The sequence below is a fragment of the Lacrimispora algidixylanolytica genome (assembly GCF_003609635.1).
Lineage (GTDB): Bacteria > Bacillota > Clostridia > Lachnospirales > Lachnospiraceae > Lacrimispora > Lacrimispora algidixylanolytica.
This window is the reverse complement of record NZ_MCIA01000033.1, coordinates 73,716-93,936: the sequence shown is the minus strand read 5'-3', so window position 1 is coordinate 93,936 and position 20,221 is coordinate 73,716. Positions and strand designations below refer to the sequence as shown.

General features: G+C 40.4%; 16 protein-coding genes. 2 read left to right on the top strand and 14 right to left on the bottom strand.

Annotated features, from left to right (window positions below; translation table 11 throughout):
* Window positions 1–3: 3 nt before the first annotated feature.
* From BET01_RS18580 to BET01_RS18515, 14 genes are all read right to left on the bottom strand, one after another.
* On the bottom strand, window positions 4–921 hold the full coding sequence (locus BET01_RS18580) for an ABC transporter permease (RefSeq protein WP_120198371.1): 918 nt from the start codon (window positions 919–921) through the stop codon (window positions 4–6).
* Window positions 922–1,049: 128 nt separating this feature from the next.
* Window positions 1,050–1,973 (bottom strand): translation elongation factor Ts, encoded by a 924-nt coding sequence (tsf, locus tag BET01_RS18575; RefSeq protein ID WP_120198370.1) that lies wholly within the window; start codon window positions 1,971–1,973, stop codon window positions 1,050–1,052.
* A 138-nt stretch (window positions 1,974–2,111) separates the two neighbouring features.
* Window positions 2,112–2,852 carry a 30S ribosomal protein S2 gene (gene rpsB / locus BET01_RS18570; RefSeq protein WP_120198369.1) on the bottom strand — a complete coding sequence of 247 codons (741 nt, stop codon included), beginning with the start codon at window positions 2,850–2,852 and terminating at the stop codon, window positions 2,112–2,114.
* A 237-nt stretch (window positions 2,853–3,089) separates the two neighbouring features.
* A complete protein-coding gene (codY, locus tag BET01_RS18565; RefSeq protein ID WP_120198368.1) occupies window positions 3,090–3,905 on the bottom strand; it encodes a GTP-sensing pleiotropic transcriptional regulator CodY in 816 nt (271 codons plus the stop codon).
* A gap of 130 nt (window positions 3,906–4,035) precedes the next feature.
* The gene (topA, locus tag BET01_RS18560; RefSeq protein ID WP_120198367.1) at window positions 4,036–6,108 is read right to left on the bottom strand and encodes a type I DNA topoisomerase; all 2,073 of its coding nucleotides are present in this window, start codon (window positions 6,106–6,108) and stop codon (window positions 4,036–4,038) included.
* Window positions 6,109–6,122: 14 nt separating this feature from the next.
* Entirely contained in the window at window positions 6,123–7,223 is a 1,101-nt protein-coding gene (gene dprA, locus BET01_RS18555) for a DNA-processing protein DprA (RefSeq protein ID WP_120198366.1), read from the bottom strand.
* On the bottom strand, window positions 7,210–8,757 hold the full coding sequence (locus BET01_RS18550; RefSeq protein ID WP_120198365.1) for a YifB family Mg chelatase-like AAA ATPase: 1,548 nt from the start codon (window positions 8,755–8,757) through the stop codon (window positions 7,210–7,212). Before BET01_RS18550 ends, dprA begins: the two co-directional genes overlap by 14 nt.
* 137 nt (window positions 8,758–8,894) lie before the next feature.
* Window positions 8,895–9,674 carry a TIGR03915 family putative DNA repair protein gene (locus BET01_RS18545; RefSeq protein ID WP_120198364.1) on the bottom strand — a complete coding sequence of 260 codons (780 nt, stop codon included), beginning with the start codon at window positions 9,672–9,674 and terminating at the stop codon, window positions 8,895–8,897.
* Window positions 9,675–9,677: 3 nt separating this feature from the next.
* Entirely contained in the window at window positions 9,678–11,000 is a 1,323-nt protein-coding gene (locus BET01_RS18540; protein WP_120198363.1) for a putative DNA modification/repair radical SAM protein, read from the bottom strand.
* Window positions 11,001–11,429: 429 nt separating this feature from the next.
* Window positions 11,430–12,449 (bottom strand): UDP-glucose 4-epimerase GalE, encoded by a 1,020-nt coding sequence (galE, locus tag BET01_RS18535; protein ID WP_120198362.1) that lies wholly within the window; start codon window positions 12,447–12,449, stop codon window positions 11,430–11,432.
* A gap of 100 nt (window positions 12,450–12,549) precedes the next feature.
* Window positions 12,550–13,389, bottom strand: a complete 840-nt coding sequence (locus tag BET01_RS18530; protein WP_120198361.1) for a carbohydrate ABC transporter permease — start codon at window positions 13,387–13,389, stop codon at window positions 12,550–12,552.
* The gene (locus BET01_RS18525; protein ID WP_120198360.1) at window positions 13,389–14,324 is read right to left on the bottom strand and encodes a carbohydrate ABC transporter permease; all 936 of its coding nucleotides are present in this window, start codon (window positions 14,322–14,324) and stop codon (window positions 13,389–13,391) included. The genes BET01_RS18530 and BET01_RS18525 overlap by 1 nt, the downstream gene beginning before the upstream one ends.
* Before the next feature lie 54 nt (window positions 14,325–14,378).
* A complete protein-coding gene (locus BET01_RS18520; protein ID WP_120198359.1) occupies window positions 14,379–15,788 on the bottom strand; it encodes a carbohydrate ABC transporter substrate-binding protein in 1,410 nt (469 codons plus the stop codon).
* Window positions 15,789–15,811: 23 nt separating this feature from the next.
* Window positions 15,812–16,834: a LacI family DNA-binding transcriptional regulator gene (locus BET01_RS18515; RefSeq protein WP_120198358.1), complete on the bottom strand. Its 1,023-nt coding sequence runs from the start codon at window positions 16,832–16,834 to the stop codon at window positions 15,812–15,814.
* Between the two features lie 292 nt (window positions 16,835–17,126).
* Between BET01_RS18515 and BET01_RS18510 the strand changes: the two genes are divergently transcribed.
* The gene (locus BET01_RS18510) at window positions 17,127–19,553 is read left to right on the top strand and encodes a GH36-type glycosyl hydrolase domain-containing protein (RefSeq protein WP_120198357.1); all 2,427 of its coding nucleotides are present in this window, start codon (window positions 17,127–17,129) and stop codon (window positions 19,551–19,553) included.
* Between the two features lie 89 nt (window positions 19,554–19,642).
* Complete coding sequence (locus BET01_RS18505; RefSeq protein WP_120198356.1) at window positions 19,643–20,194, top strand: nitroreductase family protein; 552 nt, start codon at window positions 19,643–19,645, stop codon at window positions 20,192–20,194.
* The last annotated feature ends 27 nt before the right edge of the window (window positions 20,195–20,221 follow it).

Genomic DNA, 20,221 nt, shown 5'->3' with positions numbered 1-20,221 from the left:
CTATTATTTCAAATTGATACGTGGATCGATGAATTTGTAAGCAACGTCGACCAACACGTTCATGATAACCATCAAAGTAGCAAGGAAGATAGTGGTGCCCATAATAAGAGGATAATCACGACCAGTAATTGAACCAATAAATTCTGATCCTAAGCCAGGGATGGTAAATATTTTCTCAACAATGAAGCTTCCTGTTACTGTATAGGCCAAAAGTGGGCCTAAGTATGTAACTACCGGAAGAACTGCATTACGAAGTGCGTGTTTGAAAATGCTGACCAACTGAGAAAGACCTTTTGCTCGAGCAGTTCTCATATAATCCTGTCCCATAACATCAAGCATAGAAGAACGCATGAGGCGTGCAATATAAGATGATGGATAAAGGGAAAGAGCCATTACCGGCATGATATAGTTTCTCCACGAAGTCAGTCCATAAGTGGGCAATAACCCCAACTTCAAGCTCAAAACATACATAAGAACGGTACAAACAACAAAGCTTGGAACGGCAATACCGCAAGTACTAAATATGATAATTATATTATCAATTGTTGTTCCACGTTTAAAAGCAGCAATACTTCCAAGAGGAACACCTATAATCATTGCAGTTAAGATAGCCATACCACCAATTCTAGCTGATACCGGAAATTTTGTTTCAATAATCATGTTAACAGTACGTCCACGCTGTTTTACACTTAAACCAAGATCTCCATGTAAAAGGTCTTTCATATAGGTGATATACTGCTCACTTAACGACTTATCCAGACCATATTTCTCATTTAATGCAGCCTGGGCCTGCGGACTGATTGCTTTCTCAGACATGAAGGGGCCGCCTGGGACCATATTCATGACAAAAAATGTAACCGATGCAACCGCAAAGATTGTTATGATCGCCATAACGATTCGCTTAATAATATACTTAGCCACTTTCGTCAACTCCTTTGGTATAGTGATGTCCGTACAATATGGAAACATTTGTCAATGGTAAACGGACACTGTTTTAATAGAAAAATCCCATGGATACCCATGGGATTCCACCCTGAATCCTGTTAAGGTTATTGCATCTGTCTCGCAACTTCCTCAGCGAAATTATCTTCTTTCTTTTCAAGACCCTCACCAGTTTCAAAACGTACAAACTTCTTCACATCTACCTTGCCACCAACTTCTTTGGATACCTGCTCTAAATATTTACCTACAGTCAGATCACCATCTTTTACATAAACCTGGTCAACCAAACAGAACTCTTTTAATTCTTTATTCAGACGTCCAACGATCATTTTCTCAAGAATGTTGTCTGGCTTGTCTGGGTTCTCGTTCTTAGCCTGAACCTTTAATATCTCTGTTTCATGATCAATGAATTCCTGAGAAATCTCATCTCTCTTAACATACTTTGGAGCCAAAGCTGCAATCTGCATTGCAATGTTCTTTAAAGCTTCTTTTACTGAATCATTTACAACTTCTGCGCTAGCTTCGATTAAAACACCAATTCTGCCGCCGCCATGGATATAATCAACTACAACGCCATCAGTAGTTATTTTTTCAAATCTTCTAATATTCATGTTCTCGCCAATTACTGCGATCTGGCTTGACAACATCTGCTCTACAGTTAAAGAAGTATCTTTTGCCCATGTTTGAGCAAGAAATGCCTCCATATCATTAGATTCAGAAGCCATTGCCTGAGCTGCTACATCAGCAACATATGTCAGGAACTGAGCATTCTTAGCAACAAAGTCTGTCTCACTGTTTACTTCTACGATAGCTGCAGATTTTCCATCTTCGCTTACAAGAGTAGTAACAACGCCTTCTGCTGCAATTCTGCCTGCCTTTTTGGAAGCTGCTGCAAGTCCTTTTTCTCTTAAGAACTCTACTGCTTTTTCCATATCGCCATCAGTCTCTCCAAGAGCTTTCTTGCAATCCATCATACCTGCACCGGTTAATTCTCTTAATTCTTTTACCATTCCAGCTGTAACTACTGCCATTGATTTGCCCTCCATATATATATATCAATATATCATTTCATATTTTATAGTCTACATTAAATTACTGGAAATTTTCCCAGTAAAAAATGCTCCGACCCGCTTCTCAAAGCAGGTCGAAGCATTCAATCGCCTGAATAATTAAGCTTCTACAGTCTCTTCCATATCCTGAGCTGCTTCTGCTTCCTCAGCTACTGCTTCGCCCTGGTTTGCTTCAATCACTGCGTCAGCCATGCTGGATACAATCAACTTAACTGCTCTGATCGCATCATCGTTTCCTGGGATTACAAAATCAAGTTCCTCAGGATCACAGTTTGTATCAGCGATACCAATCAATGGAATCTTCAGATTGTGAGCTTCCTGTACGCAGATTCTTTCCTTCTTAGGATCAACGACAAAAATCGCATCTGGAATCTTCTTCATGTCTTTGATTCCACCTAAGTTCTTCTCTAATTTATCCCACTCTTTTTTAAGAGCGATAACTTCTTTCTTAGGAAGCACTTCAAAAGTACCATCCTGAGACATAGTTTCAATTTGTTTTAATCTTGCTATTCTAGACTGAATTGTCTTAAAGTTTGTAAGCATACCGCCAAGCCATCTCTCGTTGATAAAGTACATTCCACAACGCTCTGCTTCAGATTTGATTGCATCCTGAGCCTGCTTCTTTGTACCAACGAAAAGGATCTTACCGCCTTCAGCTGCGATGTTAGAAATTGCCTTGTAAGCCTCATCTACCTTTACAACAGACTTCTGTAAGTCGATGATGTAGATACCATTTCTCTCTGTGTAGATGTAAGGAGCCATCTTAGGGTTCCATCTTCTGGTCTGATGACCAAAGTGTACGCCAGCTTCTAAAAGCTGCTTCATTGAAATAACGCTCATGTTATTACCTCCATTTGGTTTTTACTTCCGTCCGTTTCTCATGCTTCCTGGGAGACCCTTATCAGGCACCTTCCACAGAAATCCGCAGACGTGTTTTTTTATTAAGCTTAGCCAGTATAGCATAATTTACTACACGATGCAAGTAGTTTTTTGTACTTAACGCCTGAAAAAAGGAACATTAAAAGCCTTTTTATAAAAAAAGAGCAGATCTTTGTCCGCTCCTTTTTTTCCTATATTTTATAAATCTTTAATTTCTCTTCGCTCAGATATACTCTTTGCAGTTCCAGCTCTAACAATTCTCAATTCATCAAATATTACGTCATTTAAAACCTTAATATAGGTTCCCTTCATACCGGAAGACCTGGATTCAATGACACCGGCACTTTCAAATTTGCGAAGAGCATTGACAATAACAGAACGGGTGATTCCTACACGGTCCGCAATTTTACTTGCAACAAGAATTCCCTCATTTCCATCCAATTCTTCGAAAATATGAGTAATTGCTTCTAGCTCTGAAAAAGATAAAGTACTGATAGCAGATTTAACGATCTGTACTTTTCTAGTTTCCTCTGCATTCTCCTCATTGACAGACCGCATCATCTCAAGTCCTACTACAGTTGTACCATATTCACTTAAAATAATATCGTCAATATCGTACTGAGAATCAGATTTGTAAAGGAACAAAGTTCCTAACCTCTCACCTGCAATATCAATCGGTGTTATAATTGCCTGATATCTTCTAATATTGTCGCCAGTAAAACCTAGCGTCTCTAAATTGACATTCTCTTTCGTGGATAAAATGCTGAGAAGTCGCTCATTGAGCATTGTATCTACATAACCGCCGACCTGGTCTGCAATCAGTTCCTGAATCTCATTGATGTCCGGTGTAAGGGCAACCCCAAGCACCTTTCCCTTCTTGCTGATTACAAGAATATTCGAATTCAGGATCTCGGTCAGCACTTCACAGATATCGTTAAATACTACCTTATGCGAATTATTGTTATGCAACAATTTGTTAATTTTTCTAGTTTTGTCCAACAACTGTACGCTCATAGCCGAAAACCTCCTTATGAATTTGTGTGAAAATCCAAAATATATCTTTAATGTATAAATATTAACATTATTATCCTCAAATAACAATAGTTTTTTGAAGATTTTCGATTTTCTTAATAATTTTCCTTTTTTACTGTTTATCCGCGCTAAATCCACACTGTTCATTTGAACAAAGTAACTTATTTCCTTTTTCAACCATGTAAGATTCGCATTTAGGACATTTTATAGTAGATGGTTTTTGCCATGACATGAAATCACACTCAGGGTTAGATTCACAACCATAGAAAATTCTACCTTTTTTGGTTTTTTTAATAACCACATCTTTTCCACATTTTGGACAAGGTACTCCAACTTTTTCCAAGTATGGTTTTGTGTTCTTACACTCAGGAAATCCTGGGCACGCAAGAAACTTGCCGTGGGGACCATATTTTACAACCATATTGCGACCACAGAATTCACAAATCTCTTCTGTCACTTCATCAGCAATGGTCACTGATTCCAATTCCACAAGTGCTTTGTCCACTGCTTCTTTTAAATCCGGATAAAAGTTTTTTACAACCGTTTTCCACTGAACAGAGCCGTCCCCTACTTTATCAAGAAGATACTCTAGGTTAGCGGTAAATGTAACATCAACGATACTCGGGAAACTTTGCTTCATTATATTGCTAACAACTTCTCCCAGTTCAGTTACATAGAGATTCTTGTTTTCCTTAGCAACATACCTTCTGGCTATAATCGTCGTAATGGTTGGAGAGTAGGTACTTGGACGTCCTATCCCTTGTTCTTCCATTGCCTTTACCAGGGATGCCTCAGTAAAATGTGCTGGAGGCTGAGTGAAATGCTGGCCAAAATCAAGCTTATCCAGCTTAAGCAAGCTACCTTTTTCCAAATTCCCTAATAACATGTTGGCTTCTTCTTTATCCTCTTCCTGAACATAGACAGACATAAATCCATCAAAAGAAAGCTTTGATGCAGAAAGGGTAAAGGTATAATCCCCTGCCCCAACTTTTACTGAAGTTGTCTGATATACAGCAGGCTGCATCCGACTGGCCGCAAAGCGCTTCCAGATTAGCTGGTAAAGACGGAACAAATCTCTCTGTAAAGATTCTTTCACCAATACTGGTGTAAGGACGATATCTGTAGGACGTATTGCCTCATGTGCATCCTGAATCTTTGCATTGGTCTTTTTATTCTGTTCTCCCTGTGCTATATACTGACTGCCATACTGTTTCCCAATGTACTCTCTCGCTGCAGTATCTGCTTCTTCTGCAATCCTGGTAGAATCTGTACGAAGGTAAGTAATAAGACCAACGGTTCCGTGACCGGCGACCTCAACACCTTCATATAGTTGCTGTGCCAGACGCATGGTTTTCTGAGTGGAAAAATTAAGTACTTTGGAAGCTTCCTGTTGAAGTGTACTAGTAGTGAATGGGATAGGAGCCTTTTTAACTCTTTCTCCATTCTTAACTTCATCTACTACATAGGTTTGATTCTTAAGTCCCTTAAGAATCTTATCCAATTCCTTTTTATTTCGAATCGGAAGCTTTCCGCTTTTATCGCCGTAAAACTTTGCAACAAGCATCTTCTTGCTTGATTCCTGCTTTAACTGCGCATCAAGATTCCAATATTCTTCTGGTATAAAAGCATTAATTTCTTCCTCTCGGTCACAGATAATTCTCAGTGCAACTGACTGTACACGTCCTGCACTTAAGCCTCTCTTGACCTTTGCCCATAAAAGAGGGCTTATCATATATCCAACCATACGATCCAAGACTCTTCGGGCCTGCTGAGCATCCACCAGATCCATATCTATGACTCTAGGGGTCTTTAAGGATGTTTTAACAGCGTTTTTCGTAATTTCATTAAAACTAATTCGAAACACCTGTTTATCCTTTAGCTCATCTAGTTTTAAGGCTTTCATCAAGTGCCATGAAATGGCTTCTCCTTCACGGTCAGGGTCAGTTGCCAGATAAATCTTATCTGCCTTTTTAACTTGCTTTCTGAGCTTGGCCAAAATATCGCCTTTTCCCCTGATTGTTATATATTTTGGATCGAACTCATTCTCAACATCGATACCCATTTGACTTTTCGGCAGATCTCTTACGTGTCCGTTAGATGCATCTACTTCATAGTTCGTCCCCAAGAACTTTTTTATCGTTTTTACTTTTGCCGGTGACTCCACAATTACTAAACAGTTCGCCATAACAAACTCCTCGCCTATAGTTTCTTACCATAATATTGATGGGATGTCTGCAAAATAAGGCCATTTAATTCTAACTCAATAAGGGCACTCATACATTCACTGACAGACAATCCGCTTAGAGATACAATCTCTTCCAGATTCTTTGGTTGCAAATCTAGGCAACTATACACCATTTTTTCTTTTTTGGCAAGCCCGTTCTCATTTTTTTCATGAACTCTTAATATTTTACCATTTTGTATTTCAAAATATTCCAAAATGCTATCAGGACTTAAAATAACACCGGCTCCCTCGGAAATAAGACGATTGCAACCTGCACTTAATGGGTCCGTGACTCGTCCTGGAAGAGCAAATATTTCCTTTCCCTGTTCAAGGCCAAGGTTCGCTGTAATAAGGGAACCACTTTTTTCTCTGGCTTCTATTACAAGGATTACATCAGACAATCCACTGATGATCCGGTTCCTCATAGGAAAGTTACAAGGCTTAGGTGCTTCATCAGGAATGAATTCTGTAAGAATCCCTCCTTTTTCAATCATCTGTTCAAATAAGCCATAATTTTCTTTGGGATAACAGATATTAATACCACACCCCAATATTCCGTATGTATCTCCCTTTGCTTCCAAGGCCCCCTGGTGACCTGATCCGTCTATTCCACTAGCAAGCCCGCTTATTATCTGCACACCACAGGCAGTCAGCTCCTTCGCTAGATAGGAAGCCATCTGTTTTCCATAGTTCGTACAGTTTCTAGCCCCAATGACAGCTACGGTTGGACGGTCTTTATCCGGTAGCCTGCCTTTGTAAAAAACCCCCATGGGATAATCATAGATTTTATAAAGTCGATTGGGATATTCGGGATCATGAGATGTGACAAAACGAATACCACGGTGCTCTAAGCCAGCAAGTTCCCGATCCGATGTCACCTTTCTATTTTTGCATTCTTCAAACGCAGATACATAAGACTGTTTTAATAGTCCAAGCCTTTGTAATTCCGTTCCTTCTATATTATGTATCCCTTTGTAGCTTCCCATGTAATCATAAAGTCGTTTTATGCTCACCGCCCCTAAAAAGGGAACATGGCAAAGCCAGTATAAATATTCTCTTTCTTCATGACTGACCATAGATTCCTCCCCAGTATTTTCCTTCCAGACTGCGCAGTCCTGCCGCTTCAGCCAGATGTTCTTTTTGTATCTGCTCAGACCCGTCCAAATCCGCAATGGTTCTTGATATCTTAAGCAGCTTTTCATAACCTCTTGCACTAAGCTTCTGAGTTTCGTATATCTGTTTTAAAAAATCTCTATCAGACTTCTTCAATTTACAAAACTCTTCTATCTCCGCTTTTCTCATAGAACTGTTAAAATATATCTTCTGACCCTCATATCTCTTTGCCTGTATCTTTCTTGCAGACTCTACTCGTAAGCGGATGGAGGCGGATGATTCCCCTCCTTCCTTCTTCTCAAGTTCTTCGTATGTAATCATTCTGGATTCGACACAAATGTCGATGCGATCTAAAAGCGGTTTTGATATTTTGCCTAAGTATTTAAATACTTGTTGCTCCGAACATCTGCATTTGGTTCTATCTGGATAAAATCCGCAAGCACATGGGTTCATGGAAGCGGTAAGCATGAAGTTTGCAGGAAATTCATAAGATCCATGCATCCTGGAGATGGTTATTTTCCCTTCCTCCAAGGGCTGCCTTAAGATCTCTATGGTGTTTTTTTGAAATTCAGGAAATTCATCCAGAAACAGAACGCCTCCAGATGCCAGTGAGATTTCTCCTGGTTTTGGTATCCGTCCTCCGCCAGCAAGCGCTTGAGGACTAATTGTGTGATGTGGACTGCGAAACGGACGCCTTACTACTAATGGCATCTCAGGCGACAGCAATCCACTTACGCTGTAGATTTTTGATATCTCTATGGTTTCCTCCAGTGATAACGACGGCATTATGGTTGGGATTCTCCTAGAAATCATAGATTTACCCGTACCGGCCGGCCCGATATAGAGAATATTGTGCATTCCTGCCACTGCTACTTCCGTTGCCCTCCGAAGAAGCGGCAGTCCTCCGATTTCAGAAAAATCCATATCATAAGAACAAGGTTCTTCTATTACAGAATCTGCTACTGTACTTGCTTCTTTGATGTAACCTGGTGAGTTAAGTTCTTGAATCAGCTCCTTTAGATGCGAGACGCCAATGACCTTAATTTCTTCAATTACCAAACCTTCTCTTACATTCTCCTGGGGAAGAAAACAGACTGCTTTCCCAGCCTTCTTTGCCGCAGCTGTAATAGAAAGTGCACCATGAACCGGCTTTATTGTTCCATCCAGTCCCAATTCGCCTGAAATCACACAATCCATTAAAGCAGAGGAACTGATGTGGCCAGAGGCTGATAATATGGAAATTGCAATGGGCAGATCAAACGCAGTTCCCTCCTTGCGTATATCTGCAGGAGAAAGATTAATTGTGACTTTCTTAGCCGGTAGTCTAAAACCAGAATTTCTTAATGCTGTCCTTACCCGGTCCTGAGCTTCTCTAACCTGAGAAGAAAGATATCCAACCATGGAAAAGCCAGGAAGTCCATCACTGACATCCGCCTCCACCAGTATGGAAACACCCTCCACTCCCGTAATACCAACGCTATGAACTTTGCTGTACAAAGTGCCTCCATCCTTTCTTATTCAGTTTTATACTTCCAGTTATATGGAAAAACGTGCAGAAATGCACATGGAATGTTCCTGATACGGAACCTAATTCCATCTTAACTCAAAAGGAATAAAAAGGCAAGAATTGTTTGCTAAGTATCTTTTAGCCCATGGGAAAATTCCGGCATATAGGGCCGGTAACGAAGAGGCATATGGCTTCGCTGGCAAACAGGATTTTCCCGTTCTTTGATGGATACGCTTTTCCGGAAACATTGAAACAATTTTTCATATTCATCTTCTTCTGATGCTTTTTTTAGTTTACTTTCCCACTCAGGAGAAATGAGGTCCAGAAGATACCACGGACGATTCGCAGGATGAAGAACTGCCTTTTTCCTATTATCATCATAAATCACCCAACTCTCTCCTGACATGCGATCCGCGAAGTGAGGTGCCAGAAGCACGACGACATCATTCTTAGGGCCAATACGACTCACCAGAAGATTGCCTTCCATCTCCACAAATCGCACAAATCCTGTTAGGAGATGCCTTTCATCGTCAATATGACGGCACATCTGAAATATCTCAAATACCTCCGGTTGCTGAAGCATACTTGTAATACGTGATCCAATATGAAACCCATAGATAAGAAAACGGTAAATCTTATCTGCTCTGTCTAAATCCATGCTTAAAGCTGATTTATAAACAACCGTATATGCTTCACTAGAAATCTTCTCTTTTATCGCTTTCGCCACTTTTTCTGCAGAGACCGGATCCGCCTTGACTTCTTCATATTGGCAGAACAGTTCCATGGTATCCTCGGCGCCCATAACCTTTAATTTGACGTTATCATGTCCCTTTCTGCTGGTCCACGCTGTATAAACGCCACTTAGGATTCCCTCTACGCTGTCCTCACATAAATAGACTGTTTTCATTCTCTATAATCCTCCTGCTGCGGTGAGCGTCGGGACATTAATTGTATCAAACAAGGAAATCTGCCGATAAGTTCCAGATGAACTTATGTCCCATACTTTCTTTTTCTCATCTCCAATTAGATGACTGCAAATATAGTCCTCATTTATCTTCACCGGATACATCATCTTTCCAGAACAAGTAATAAAATAGATCGCTCGTTTTAATACAACACCGATTCGTTTTAGGGCATCAAAATCTAGCGGTCCGTTTTTTCTGGCCGCTATAATGCGCTTCGCTGATTTCACACCCATTCCAGGTACCCTTAAAAGGGTAAAATAGTCTGCAAGGTTCACCTCCACAGGAAATAATTCCAAATGTCTTAATGCCCAATCGCACTTTGGATCCAGAAGTGTATTAAAGTTAGGACGATCTTCAGAAAGTAATTCTCCCGCTTGGAACCCATAAAAGCGCATAAGCCAATCCGCTTGATAAAGTCTATGTTCCCTTAATAGAGGGGGGCCACCAGGCAGAGCAGGCAAGTTGATATCTTGATTAACAGGAACGAATGCCGAATAAAAAACTCTCTTCAAATCATACTTTTGGTAGAGAGCTTCAGCTACCATCATCATCTGAAAATCATTCTCCGGTGTTGCACCCACAATCATCTGAGTACTCTGTCCGGCCGGAACGAAGGATGGCGCCTTTTTGTATTCCATAAGCTCAAATCGATTGGCTGTAATGCCTCTTTGTATCTGCTTCATTGGAGTGAGTATCTTACTTCTGCTTTTTCCTGGTGCCAGCTTCTTTAGCCCTTCTGCTGTAGGCAGTTCTAGATTGATGCTCATACGGTCAGCTAAAAAGCCTGTCTTCTCAATCAAAACAGGATCCGCACCAGGTATGGCCTTTACATGAATATAGCCATGAAAGTGATACTCTTCTCTTAGCTTCTTTAAGGTCTGATAAATAAGGTCCATGGTATAATCTGGACTGTGTAAGATACCAGAGCTTAGAAATAATCCTTCTATATAATTACGCCGGTAAAACTGTATGGTTAGCTGACATACTTCTTCTGGAGTAAAGGAAGTCCGAGGCACATCATTGGAACTACGGTTAATGCAATACTTACAATCATAGATACACTGATTGGTAAATAAAATTTTCAACAATGAAATACATCTGCCATCTGCTGAAAAGCTATGGCAAATTCCTGCATTCTCTGTATTCCCCAAAGTACCAGCTTTTCCCTTCCTGTCAACTCCACTGGACGTACAAGCCACATCATACTTTGCGGCATCTGATAAAATTTCAAGTTTTTTCTGAACACTCAATTCTTCCTGTATTAACATTCCATCACCTCGAACACACGTTCTTTTAATAAATAATATCATAAGTCCCTGTGATTTTCAAGTGATTTCGAATTTATGTTCGAATTTGGGAGAAATTGCCTTATATACTTATCTTGTTATACTGCTTCTTTGGAAATAAAACTTTGAGCCTACATTTATATAGGAAGATACGCATTCAAAATAGCACCTATTTATAAAATATAGGTGTTAAAATGGAATTATTGATATTGGGAAAAGAGCTGAAAAATCCGCGGGATTTTAAGTCGAATACTGATTTGAAATCATCTATCTGTATGTAGACACCTTCTTATCTGGATCAGCCATACCTATTTTTGGATTCATTTAGAGACAAAAACCGCCGACCGTCTATAAACGGAGGCGGTTTTATTCATTGAGATGATTGTAAAAGCGATTAATTTCTATATCATATTAGCTTAGATATCCTTCTGGATTGTTTTTCTGCCAATTCCAGGAATCACGACACATATCCTCTAAGCTGCGCTCTGCTTTCCAACCAAGCTCTTTTTCAGCTTTGGAAGGATCTGCGTAACATTTCGCTATATCTCCCGGTCTTCTATCTTTCATAACATAAGGGATTTTTAAATCATTGGCATCTTCAAATGCATGAATCACATCTAAAACGCTATAGCCGATACCAGTGCCAAGATTATAAACCCATACCCCGCTGTGATCTTTAGCAACTTTTTCTACTGCATTTACATGGCCGACAGCCAGGTCCACCACATGGATATAATCGCGGACGCAGGTACCGTCCTCGGTTTGGTAATCACCTCCAAACACACCAAGGCAATCTAATTTGCCCACTGCAACTTGAGTGACGTAAGGAATTAGATTATTAGGAATTCCCTTAGGATTTTCTCCGATACGGCCGGATTTATGAGCTCCAATGGGATTAAAATAACGCAGAAGCATTACCTTCCACTCAGGGTCAGCCGTGTGTAGATCGGTTAAAATCTGCTCCAGCATCGCCTTAGTCCGTCCATAAGGATTTGTGATTTCACCTTTTGGACAGTCTTCCGTAATCGGTACAAATTCAGGATCTCCATATACAGTTGCAGAGGAACTAAACACAATGCTCTTTACTCCATGACTCTTCATTACATCACAAAGAATTAAGGTTCCGGTAATATTATTATGATAATATTCAAGCGGCTTGCCAACAGACTCTCCCACTGCTTTTAATCCGGCAAAATGTATCACCGCATCTATATTTTCTTTTTCAAATATCTCATTAAGGGCTCCACGGTCTAATAAGTCCACTTCATAAAAAGTCAGGGTCTTTCCTGTAATATCCATTACACGCTTTAGAGACTCCCCACTGGAATTACAGAGATTATCTACTACTACTACTTCATATCCTGCATCCAGCAATTCTATACAGGTGTGACTTCCAATGTAGCCAGCGCCTCCGGTTACCAAAATAGTCATTTTGCTTCCTCCTTTAAAAATGTATGTCTTTTCTTATTATAATCAGAAAGGTTCAAAATGACAATGCAGAATTTTAAGAAAAACCTATAGTTTTCTTCGTTTATCCCTTCACGCTGCCCGCCGTAACACCTCCTATGATGAATTTAGACAGACATAGATAGATTATCGCCACTGGAACAATGGCAATGGTGATCAGCATGTAAACCTGCCCCATGTCGAATTTTAGGAAATCCGCACTTCGAAGCTGTGCAATTAATATGGGGAGTGTCTTTTTTTCATTGGATTTAAGTATCAGGGATGGAACAAAATAATTATTCCAAGAAGCTACAAATGCAAAGATTCCCTGAACAGCAAGTGCTGGTTTAACAATAGGCAAAACAATAAAGTTAAACGTATAAAATTCATTGGACCCGTCAATCCTTGCGGATTCCACAATTTCCAGCGGAAGGTTGCTTTCAAAATAAGATACCATGAAGTAAAATACAACTGGTGCAGCCATGGACGGGAGAATCAAAGGTAAAAAATTATCCATAAGCCCCATGGTATTAATCAATCTTAAAAAGCCAAGGGTCGTTACCTGAGTCGGGATCATCATGATCAAAATAATAAACATATAAATCGTTTTACGCATCTTGAACTCATAAGCATGTATCCCATATGCTGTCATAGCAGATACATATACTGCAAGAGCAGCTGAACTGCCGGCCACAATAAGACTGTTTATAATTCCCTGAACGACTGGGAGATTTTTATTGTGAAGAACATTTTGTAGATTGGTACCAAAAGAGCTGCCGGGAATAAATGAAAATCCCTTGGAAATCTCCGGATGAGATCTAGTGGCATTGATCACCAGACAGTAAAAAAAGAAGAGACATAAGAACACTAAAAGCATCAGTACAACGTATACCACAGCTTTTTTAAACTTTTCTGCCTTGCCCATTAATTGCGCCCCCCTTTCTTATTGCCTGAACTCGTCAACATAATAAATACAAACATGCTGAGCACTGCTGTAATAAAGAACAGTATGACAGATAAGGCGCCTGCCATTCCGTAATTCTTGCTATAAAGATGATTATTCAAAAACATAATTAGAGTCATACTAGTTCTGTCTGGTGTACCTTTTGCATTTGTGAGTACCTGCGGCACATCAAACATCTGCAGACCTCCGATCATAGAGGTGACTAGTACATAGATAAAAATCGGTCTTATAATAGGCATAGTCACTTTCGTAAATATCTGAAAGGACTTCGCCCCATCAATGGAAGCCGCCTCAAAAAGGGACGCATCTACTCCCATAATGGCTGCCATTAAAAGAATGGTGGTATTGCCAAACCACATCATGAAATTCATAAGGCCAATCAGCCCCCTGGTTCCCCAAACCGTGGCCAGAAAACGGATAGGTCCATCTGATAATCCCGCCTTTATCAAAAGGTTATTCATTGGACCGTCATCAGAAAATAATGCAAAAATCAACATAGCAAAAGATGCTGCCATTATAACATTAGGCATATAAATTATTGTCTTAAAAAACGTGCTGCCTTTTAGCCTCATCCGAAAATCAGCAAACCATACTGCCAAAATCAAAGATACGATGATCTGGGGAACGAATCCAATAATCCACAAAATCATGGTATTACCAAAGTATTTTAAAAGATCACTTTGGAAAATAGAAATGTAATTCTGAAGTCCCACAAAATTTGGTCCTATCTGGGTTAACCCAGAACGATAGTTTTCAAACAGACTGTTATAAAACGTACTAATCAGTGGAATCAGAGAAAAGATTGTATAAGTGGCAAAAAATGGTATCAGAAAAATATATCCCCATTTTGCATAGCTGACTTTTTTTCTGGTCTTTGCCTTTTTTTCTTTTACCATAGCAAAACCTCCTGCTTTTTTCAGGGCGGGGAACACCCGCCCTGCAACTTACAGCTACTCGGTTTTTAATTCCGGGTATTTTTCTTTGATAGATGTATAGAAATTCTTCATTGCTGTGTCTTTATCAACAGTTCCGTTAAAGTAATCATGCATTGCTGTCTGAATGCTTTCATTAAGACCCTGATCGTAAGGAGATATCTTACTCATATCAATCTTTTCTGCTGCATCATAGAACATCTGAAGTGGGTTCTGTCCGCCAAGGAACTGAGATTTATAATCACTCTTTGCAAGAGCTTGCATAACTGTTTTGTTGTTTGCGAAATCATTCTTCTCTTCAACAATTTTTTTCATGGTAGCATCATCTGTACAAATAGTCTTCATAATATCAGCTACAATATCAGCATTGTCTGTTCCAGAAGCTGCACATAACCAAGTTCCGCCCCAGTTATAGGATTCTGGTCCAGTGGTTGCTGCCCAGTCACCAAACGTACCATTGCCAACTTCCTGTTTTCCGCCATCAGCTACTGCTTTTGCAAGAGAGTTCTTCGCCATAACGAAATCTACGCCCCATGCTGGCATGAAATAGCCAAATACTTTAGAATCTGGTCCCTGGCCTGATGCCCATTCTGCTGCCCAGAGAACCGTCTTCTGATTGTAACCTTTGTCTGTGTAGTTCTTTGTCTGCTCAATCCATTTTTCAATCTTAGGATCAATTACTACCTTATCTCCATTTACCCATGGACCGGAAACGTTATTAGAGAAAGTACGATAGGAATCATCAAAACCGGATACCATGTAAAATCCTTTGTCCTTCATCTTTGCAGCAGTCTTATCAAAGGTATCCCAATCATTAATTGCTTTTTGAACTTCTGCTGGATCATCTGTTCCAAGTACTTCTTTTGCAATGGAACGACGGTAGATATAAAGTCCTGGGCAGCCCTGCCATGAAATACCTTTTTGGGCGCCCTTTGTATCCTGAGCAATTACCTTTGTATAATCAAACTGCTTTGACATATCCTGCTCTGTAATGCCAACTTCCTTTAAATCAAGAGTACTGTCAGAATTTACATATTTTAATATATAATCAGCCTCTACAAGGAACATATCTACTTTATCATCTGCCTTGGCATCGGCCTGATTTAATAGGGCTTCGTCAAGTGCGTTCTGATAGGCATTGTTCTCACTTGGGGTGGTAACAAAATTCACGGTATACCCTGCTGGCAATTTGGAAGCATAGTAGTCCTCATATCTTGCCTTGAACTCATCATTCCACACATAAATGTTAACGACTTTCCCCTCTTTGCCTGGCTCCTCTTTTTGTGCCTCTGCTCCTTTACTTGTTGTTTCTGCAGTTGCACTCCCCTTGGTTGTTTCCTGAGTCTGGGTATTCTTTGCACCACAGCCTGCAGTCAATGATGCGACCATGACTGCACACAACAATCCACTTACTACCTTCTTCTTCATATTACCTCTCCTTTTCTTAGAAACTATTTTAAATCATATGCAAATCCAACCGATTCCCCAACAAGCAAATCTCCCTCCACAATGATTTGCTCTGTATATGTAGTTTTCGGGTTCTCGATGGTGCTTATCAATTTTTCAGCTGCCCGCCTTCCAATTGCTGCCGTATCCTGACGAATGGTTGTTAGGAGTGGGTTTAGAAACTGGGAAACCCGACTGCCATCATATCCGGCAATAGAGATATCTTCCGGAACGCTCATATTCCTTGCCCTGATCTCATTTAGGCCGCCAATCAAAGCGGTATCATCCGGGTAAAGAATGCAAGTAGGCGGATCTTTTCTATCCAGCAGTTTAGCGGTTGCTTCTGACGCCTGGCTCACATCCAGATAATTTGCTTCCACCGCATAATCATCAGGAATATCCAGGTTGTGATTCTCAATAAACCTGTAATAACTGGTAACTCTTGTTTTTGTAACTGCTGTACTGGACTGTCCATGGATATAGGCGATCTTTCTGTGCCCCTTTTCATAGACGTGTTCTAAAAGAGTCTTAATCCCTTCTGCATTATCAGATAAGACAGAAGAACAATTTTCATGTAAGTGGTCTACCGTAATGACCGGTATATTGCCCGTCATAAGTTCTACAACTTCAGGACTATCAAAATTCACACAAGCAATGACTACGCCATCTACATTCCGGTATTTGCAGTGTTCATAGTAAGATACCTTCTTTTTTCCAATTTGACTATTGATAAAGGTAATATCATACCCCTGCTTCTCCGCTTCCACTTTAAACCCTTCTAGCACCGCTGCAAAGTATTCATGAGTGAGACCACTGTTCGCCTCATCTACAAATAAAACTCCAATGTTATAGCTTTTATTTGTTTTTAATGACCTTGCTGCTGCATTTGGAAAATAACCGAACTTTTCTGCCGCCTTTTTAACTTTAATCTTTGTGCTCTCTCCAATATCGCTTTGATCGTTGAGTGCTTTGCTTACTGTGGCAACAGATACCCCGCAATGCTGCGCCAGTTCTTTCATCGAAATCATATGTCTCATCCTTTTACTTAATCGTTTTCGTAGTTCCACTATACCCCTACTTTGGAAAAAAATCAATACTTTTTTAGAAATTTATCTAATTTATATAGATTATACGTTGACATTTTATGCACTATTACGGTAGGTTTAAAAATACGAACCTAGTCTCTTATAATTTCCACTTGTATTTCCCTAACAAATACGCTATTATTGCAATATGGCTCCAATTATCTTTTACTTAATCGTTTTCGAAAAATGTCATTTTTAGTAAAATATATCTTTCAGCCGAAAGGAGTTATCCTATATGAAATTTGGTTATTTCGATGATCAGGAAAAGGAATACATCATTAATACACCGGACACTCCGCTTCCCTGGATCAATTATCTAGGCAGCGAAAATTTCTTTTCCCTGATATCCAATACCGGAGGCGGCTACAGCTTTTATAAAGACGCAAAGCTTCTTAGACTGACCCGGTATCGCTATAACAACGTTCCCTTAGACAGCAATGGACACTACTATTATATCAATGATAACGGAACCATTTGGAATCCAGGTTGGCAGCCGTCTCAGACTCCACTTGATTCTTATGAATGCCGTCACGGTCTTGGCTACACCCGCTACAGCGGTACAAAAAATGGAATTAATGCTAGCGTCACTGCCTTTGTTCCCCTCCAAGATCCCTGCGAGGTTCATAAAGTTTCATTGGAGAATATAACTGACTCTCCAAAGGATTTTACCCTTTATTCCTACGTGGAATTTTGTTTGTGGAACGCGATGGATGATATGACAAATTTTCAGCGAAACTTAAGCACCGGAGAAGTTGAGGTGGAAGATTCCGTCATATATCATAAAACAGAGTACAGGGAACGCCGCAACCATTATGCGTATTATGGTGTAAATGCAGAAATCAATGGCTTCGATACAGACCGAAACACCTTCGTGGGGACGTATGGCTCGAATCAAGAGCCTGTTATGGTTGGAAAGAATTCATCTGGAAATTCCATGGCAAGCGGCTGGTCTCCTATCGGTTCCCATCGTTTATCCATTCATCTAGAGCCAGGGGAGAAAAAGGAATTAATCTTTGTTCTTGGCTATGCAGAAAATCCTGATGAAAAGAAATGGAGTGCTCCTAACGTCATAAATAAAGAGCCTTCTAGATCTATTCTGGAAAAATATAAGACAACTGCTCAGGTGGATGAGGCTATACTCGCTCTAAAGAAATACTGGGAACAGCTGCTCTCTAACTATTCCGTTTCTATGTCAGACCATAAGACAGCACGCATGGTGAACATTTGGAACCAGTATCAATGTATGGTCACATTCAACATGTCCCGCTCCGCATCCTACTATGAGTCAGGTACCGGTAGAGGGATGGGATTTCGGGATTCTTGCCAGGACCTTCTGGGCTTTGTACATATGATACCAGAGCGGGCGAGAGAACGAATCATAGACATTGCATCCACTCAGTTTGAAGACGGAGGCGCTTATCACCAGTATCAGCCTCTTACAAAAAAGGGAAACCTTGACATTGGAAGCGGCTTTAATGACGATCCTCTTTGGTTAATTGCCGGTGTTTCTGCTTATATCAGAGAAACTGGAGATTGGGATATCCTTAAGGAATCCGTTCCCTTTGATAATGACGAAACAAAGAGTCAGTCTCTTATGGAACATTTAAGACGTTCTCTTGGCTTTACAAAAACTCATTTAGGCCCTCATGGACTTCCTTTGATTGGCAGAGCGGACTGGAATGACTGCCTGAATTTAAACTGCTTCTCTACCGAGCCTGGAGAATCTTTCCAGACAACAGGCCCATCTGAGGGTCCAGTGGCTGAATCAGTTATGATCGCAGGCATGTTTGTAAAATACGGAAAAGAGTACGCAACGATTTGTCGTATGCTTGGACTGGATCAAGAAGCACTGGAAACAGAAGCTTCTGTAAAAGAAGTATACGAAGCGGTAATTAAGTCTGGCTGGGATGGAAACTGGTTTTTAAGAGCCTACGATGCGTTTGGTGTAAAGGTTGGTTCCGGAGAATGTGAAGAAGGAAAGATCTTTATCGAGCCTCAGGGATTTTGTGTTATGGGTGGCATCGGAATTGAAGAAGGTCTGGCAAAGCAGGCACTTGACAGCGTTGAGGAGCATCTTGATACGCCTTACGGTATCGTAATTTTACAGCCTGCCTATTCCACTTACCACAAGAATTTGGGCGAAATCACCTCCTACCCACCTGGCTACAAAGAAAATGCAGGGATTTTCTGTCACAACAATCCATGGATCACCATTGCAGAGACCATGATCGGCAGAGGCAACCGGGCCTTTGAAGTATACCGTCGTACCTGCCCTGCCTATACGGAGGAAATCAGTGAACTTCATAAAACAGAGCCTTACGTTTACTCCCAAATGATTGCAGGCAAAGATGCAAAGAATATGGGAGAAGCAAAGAATAGCTGGCTTACAGGAACGGCTGCATGGACCTTTGTCAGCATATCTCAGTATATTCTTGGAATACGACCTGGATTTCACGGACTTATTGTAGATCCATGTCTGCCAGATTCCATTGGAGAATTCTCTGCTGTCCGCAAATTCAGAGGCGCCGACTATCATATTCAGGTCAATAAGGGCCTGGATGGAGATACCAAAGCGATTCTTGTTGATGGTATTAAGATAGAAGGTAATGAAATTCCTTATGAAGAGGGAAAGAAAGAATATCACGTAACTATCATGCTTTAATGAATAAAAGGGTAAGGTCATTTTACGGCTTTGCCCTTTATCTCATCCTATGTTATAATACTTAGTAAAAATGGGTAAGGAGAGGAAAAATGGATTTTTTAGAATTGGCCAAAGAACGTTACTCTGTCAGAAAATTCAGTGACAAGAAAGTGGAACAAGAAAAGCTGGATCTAATCTTGGAAGCAGGAAGGATTGCTCCAACCGCAGTAAACTTTCAGCCCCAAAGAATTCTTGTAATTGAAAGCGAAGAAGGTCTGGAAAAGCTAAAATCCTGTACAATTTATCATTTTCATGCTCCCATGGCACTTTTGGTATGCTACGATACAAGTGCTAGTTGGAAACGTCCATATGATAAAGAAGATATGGGAGTGGTTGATGCCAGCATTATTACCACTCAAATGATGCTTCAAGCTGCAAATTTGGGATTAGGCACAACATGGGTCGGACACTTTGATCCAGAAGCGATTCGAAGCGCCTTTGAAATACCGGATTTCCTGATTCCAGTAGCACTGCTTCCTCTCGGCTATCCAAGAGAAGATTGTATCCCTCATAAACTTCATGGAATTCGCCACGATATGGACCACACTGTTTTTTATAATACCTTTGAAGGCATAAATGAAGCAACGTCTACGAAAGAATAACCATTTAAAAACTGCCCTCTCTTATTG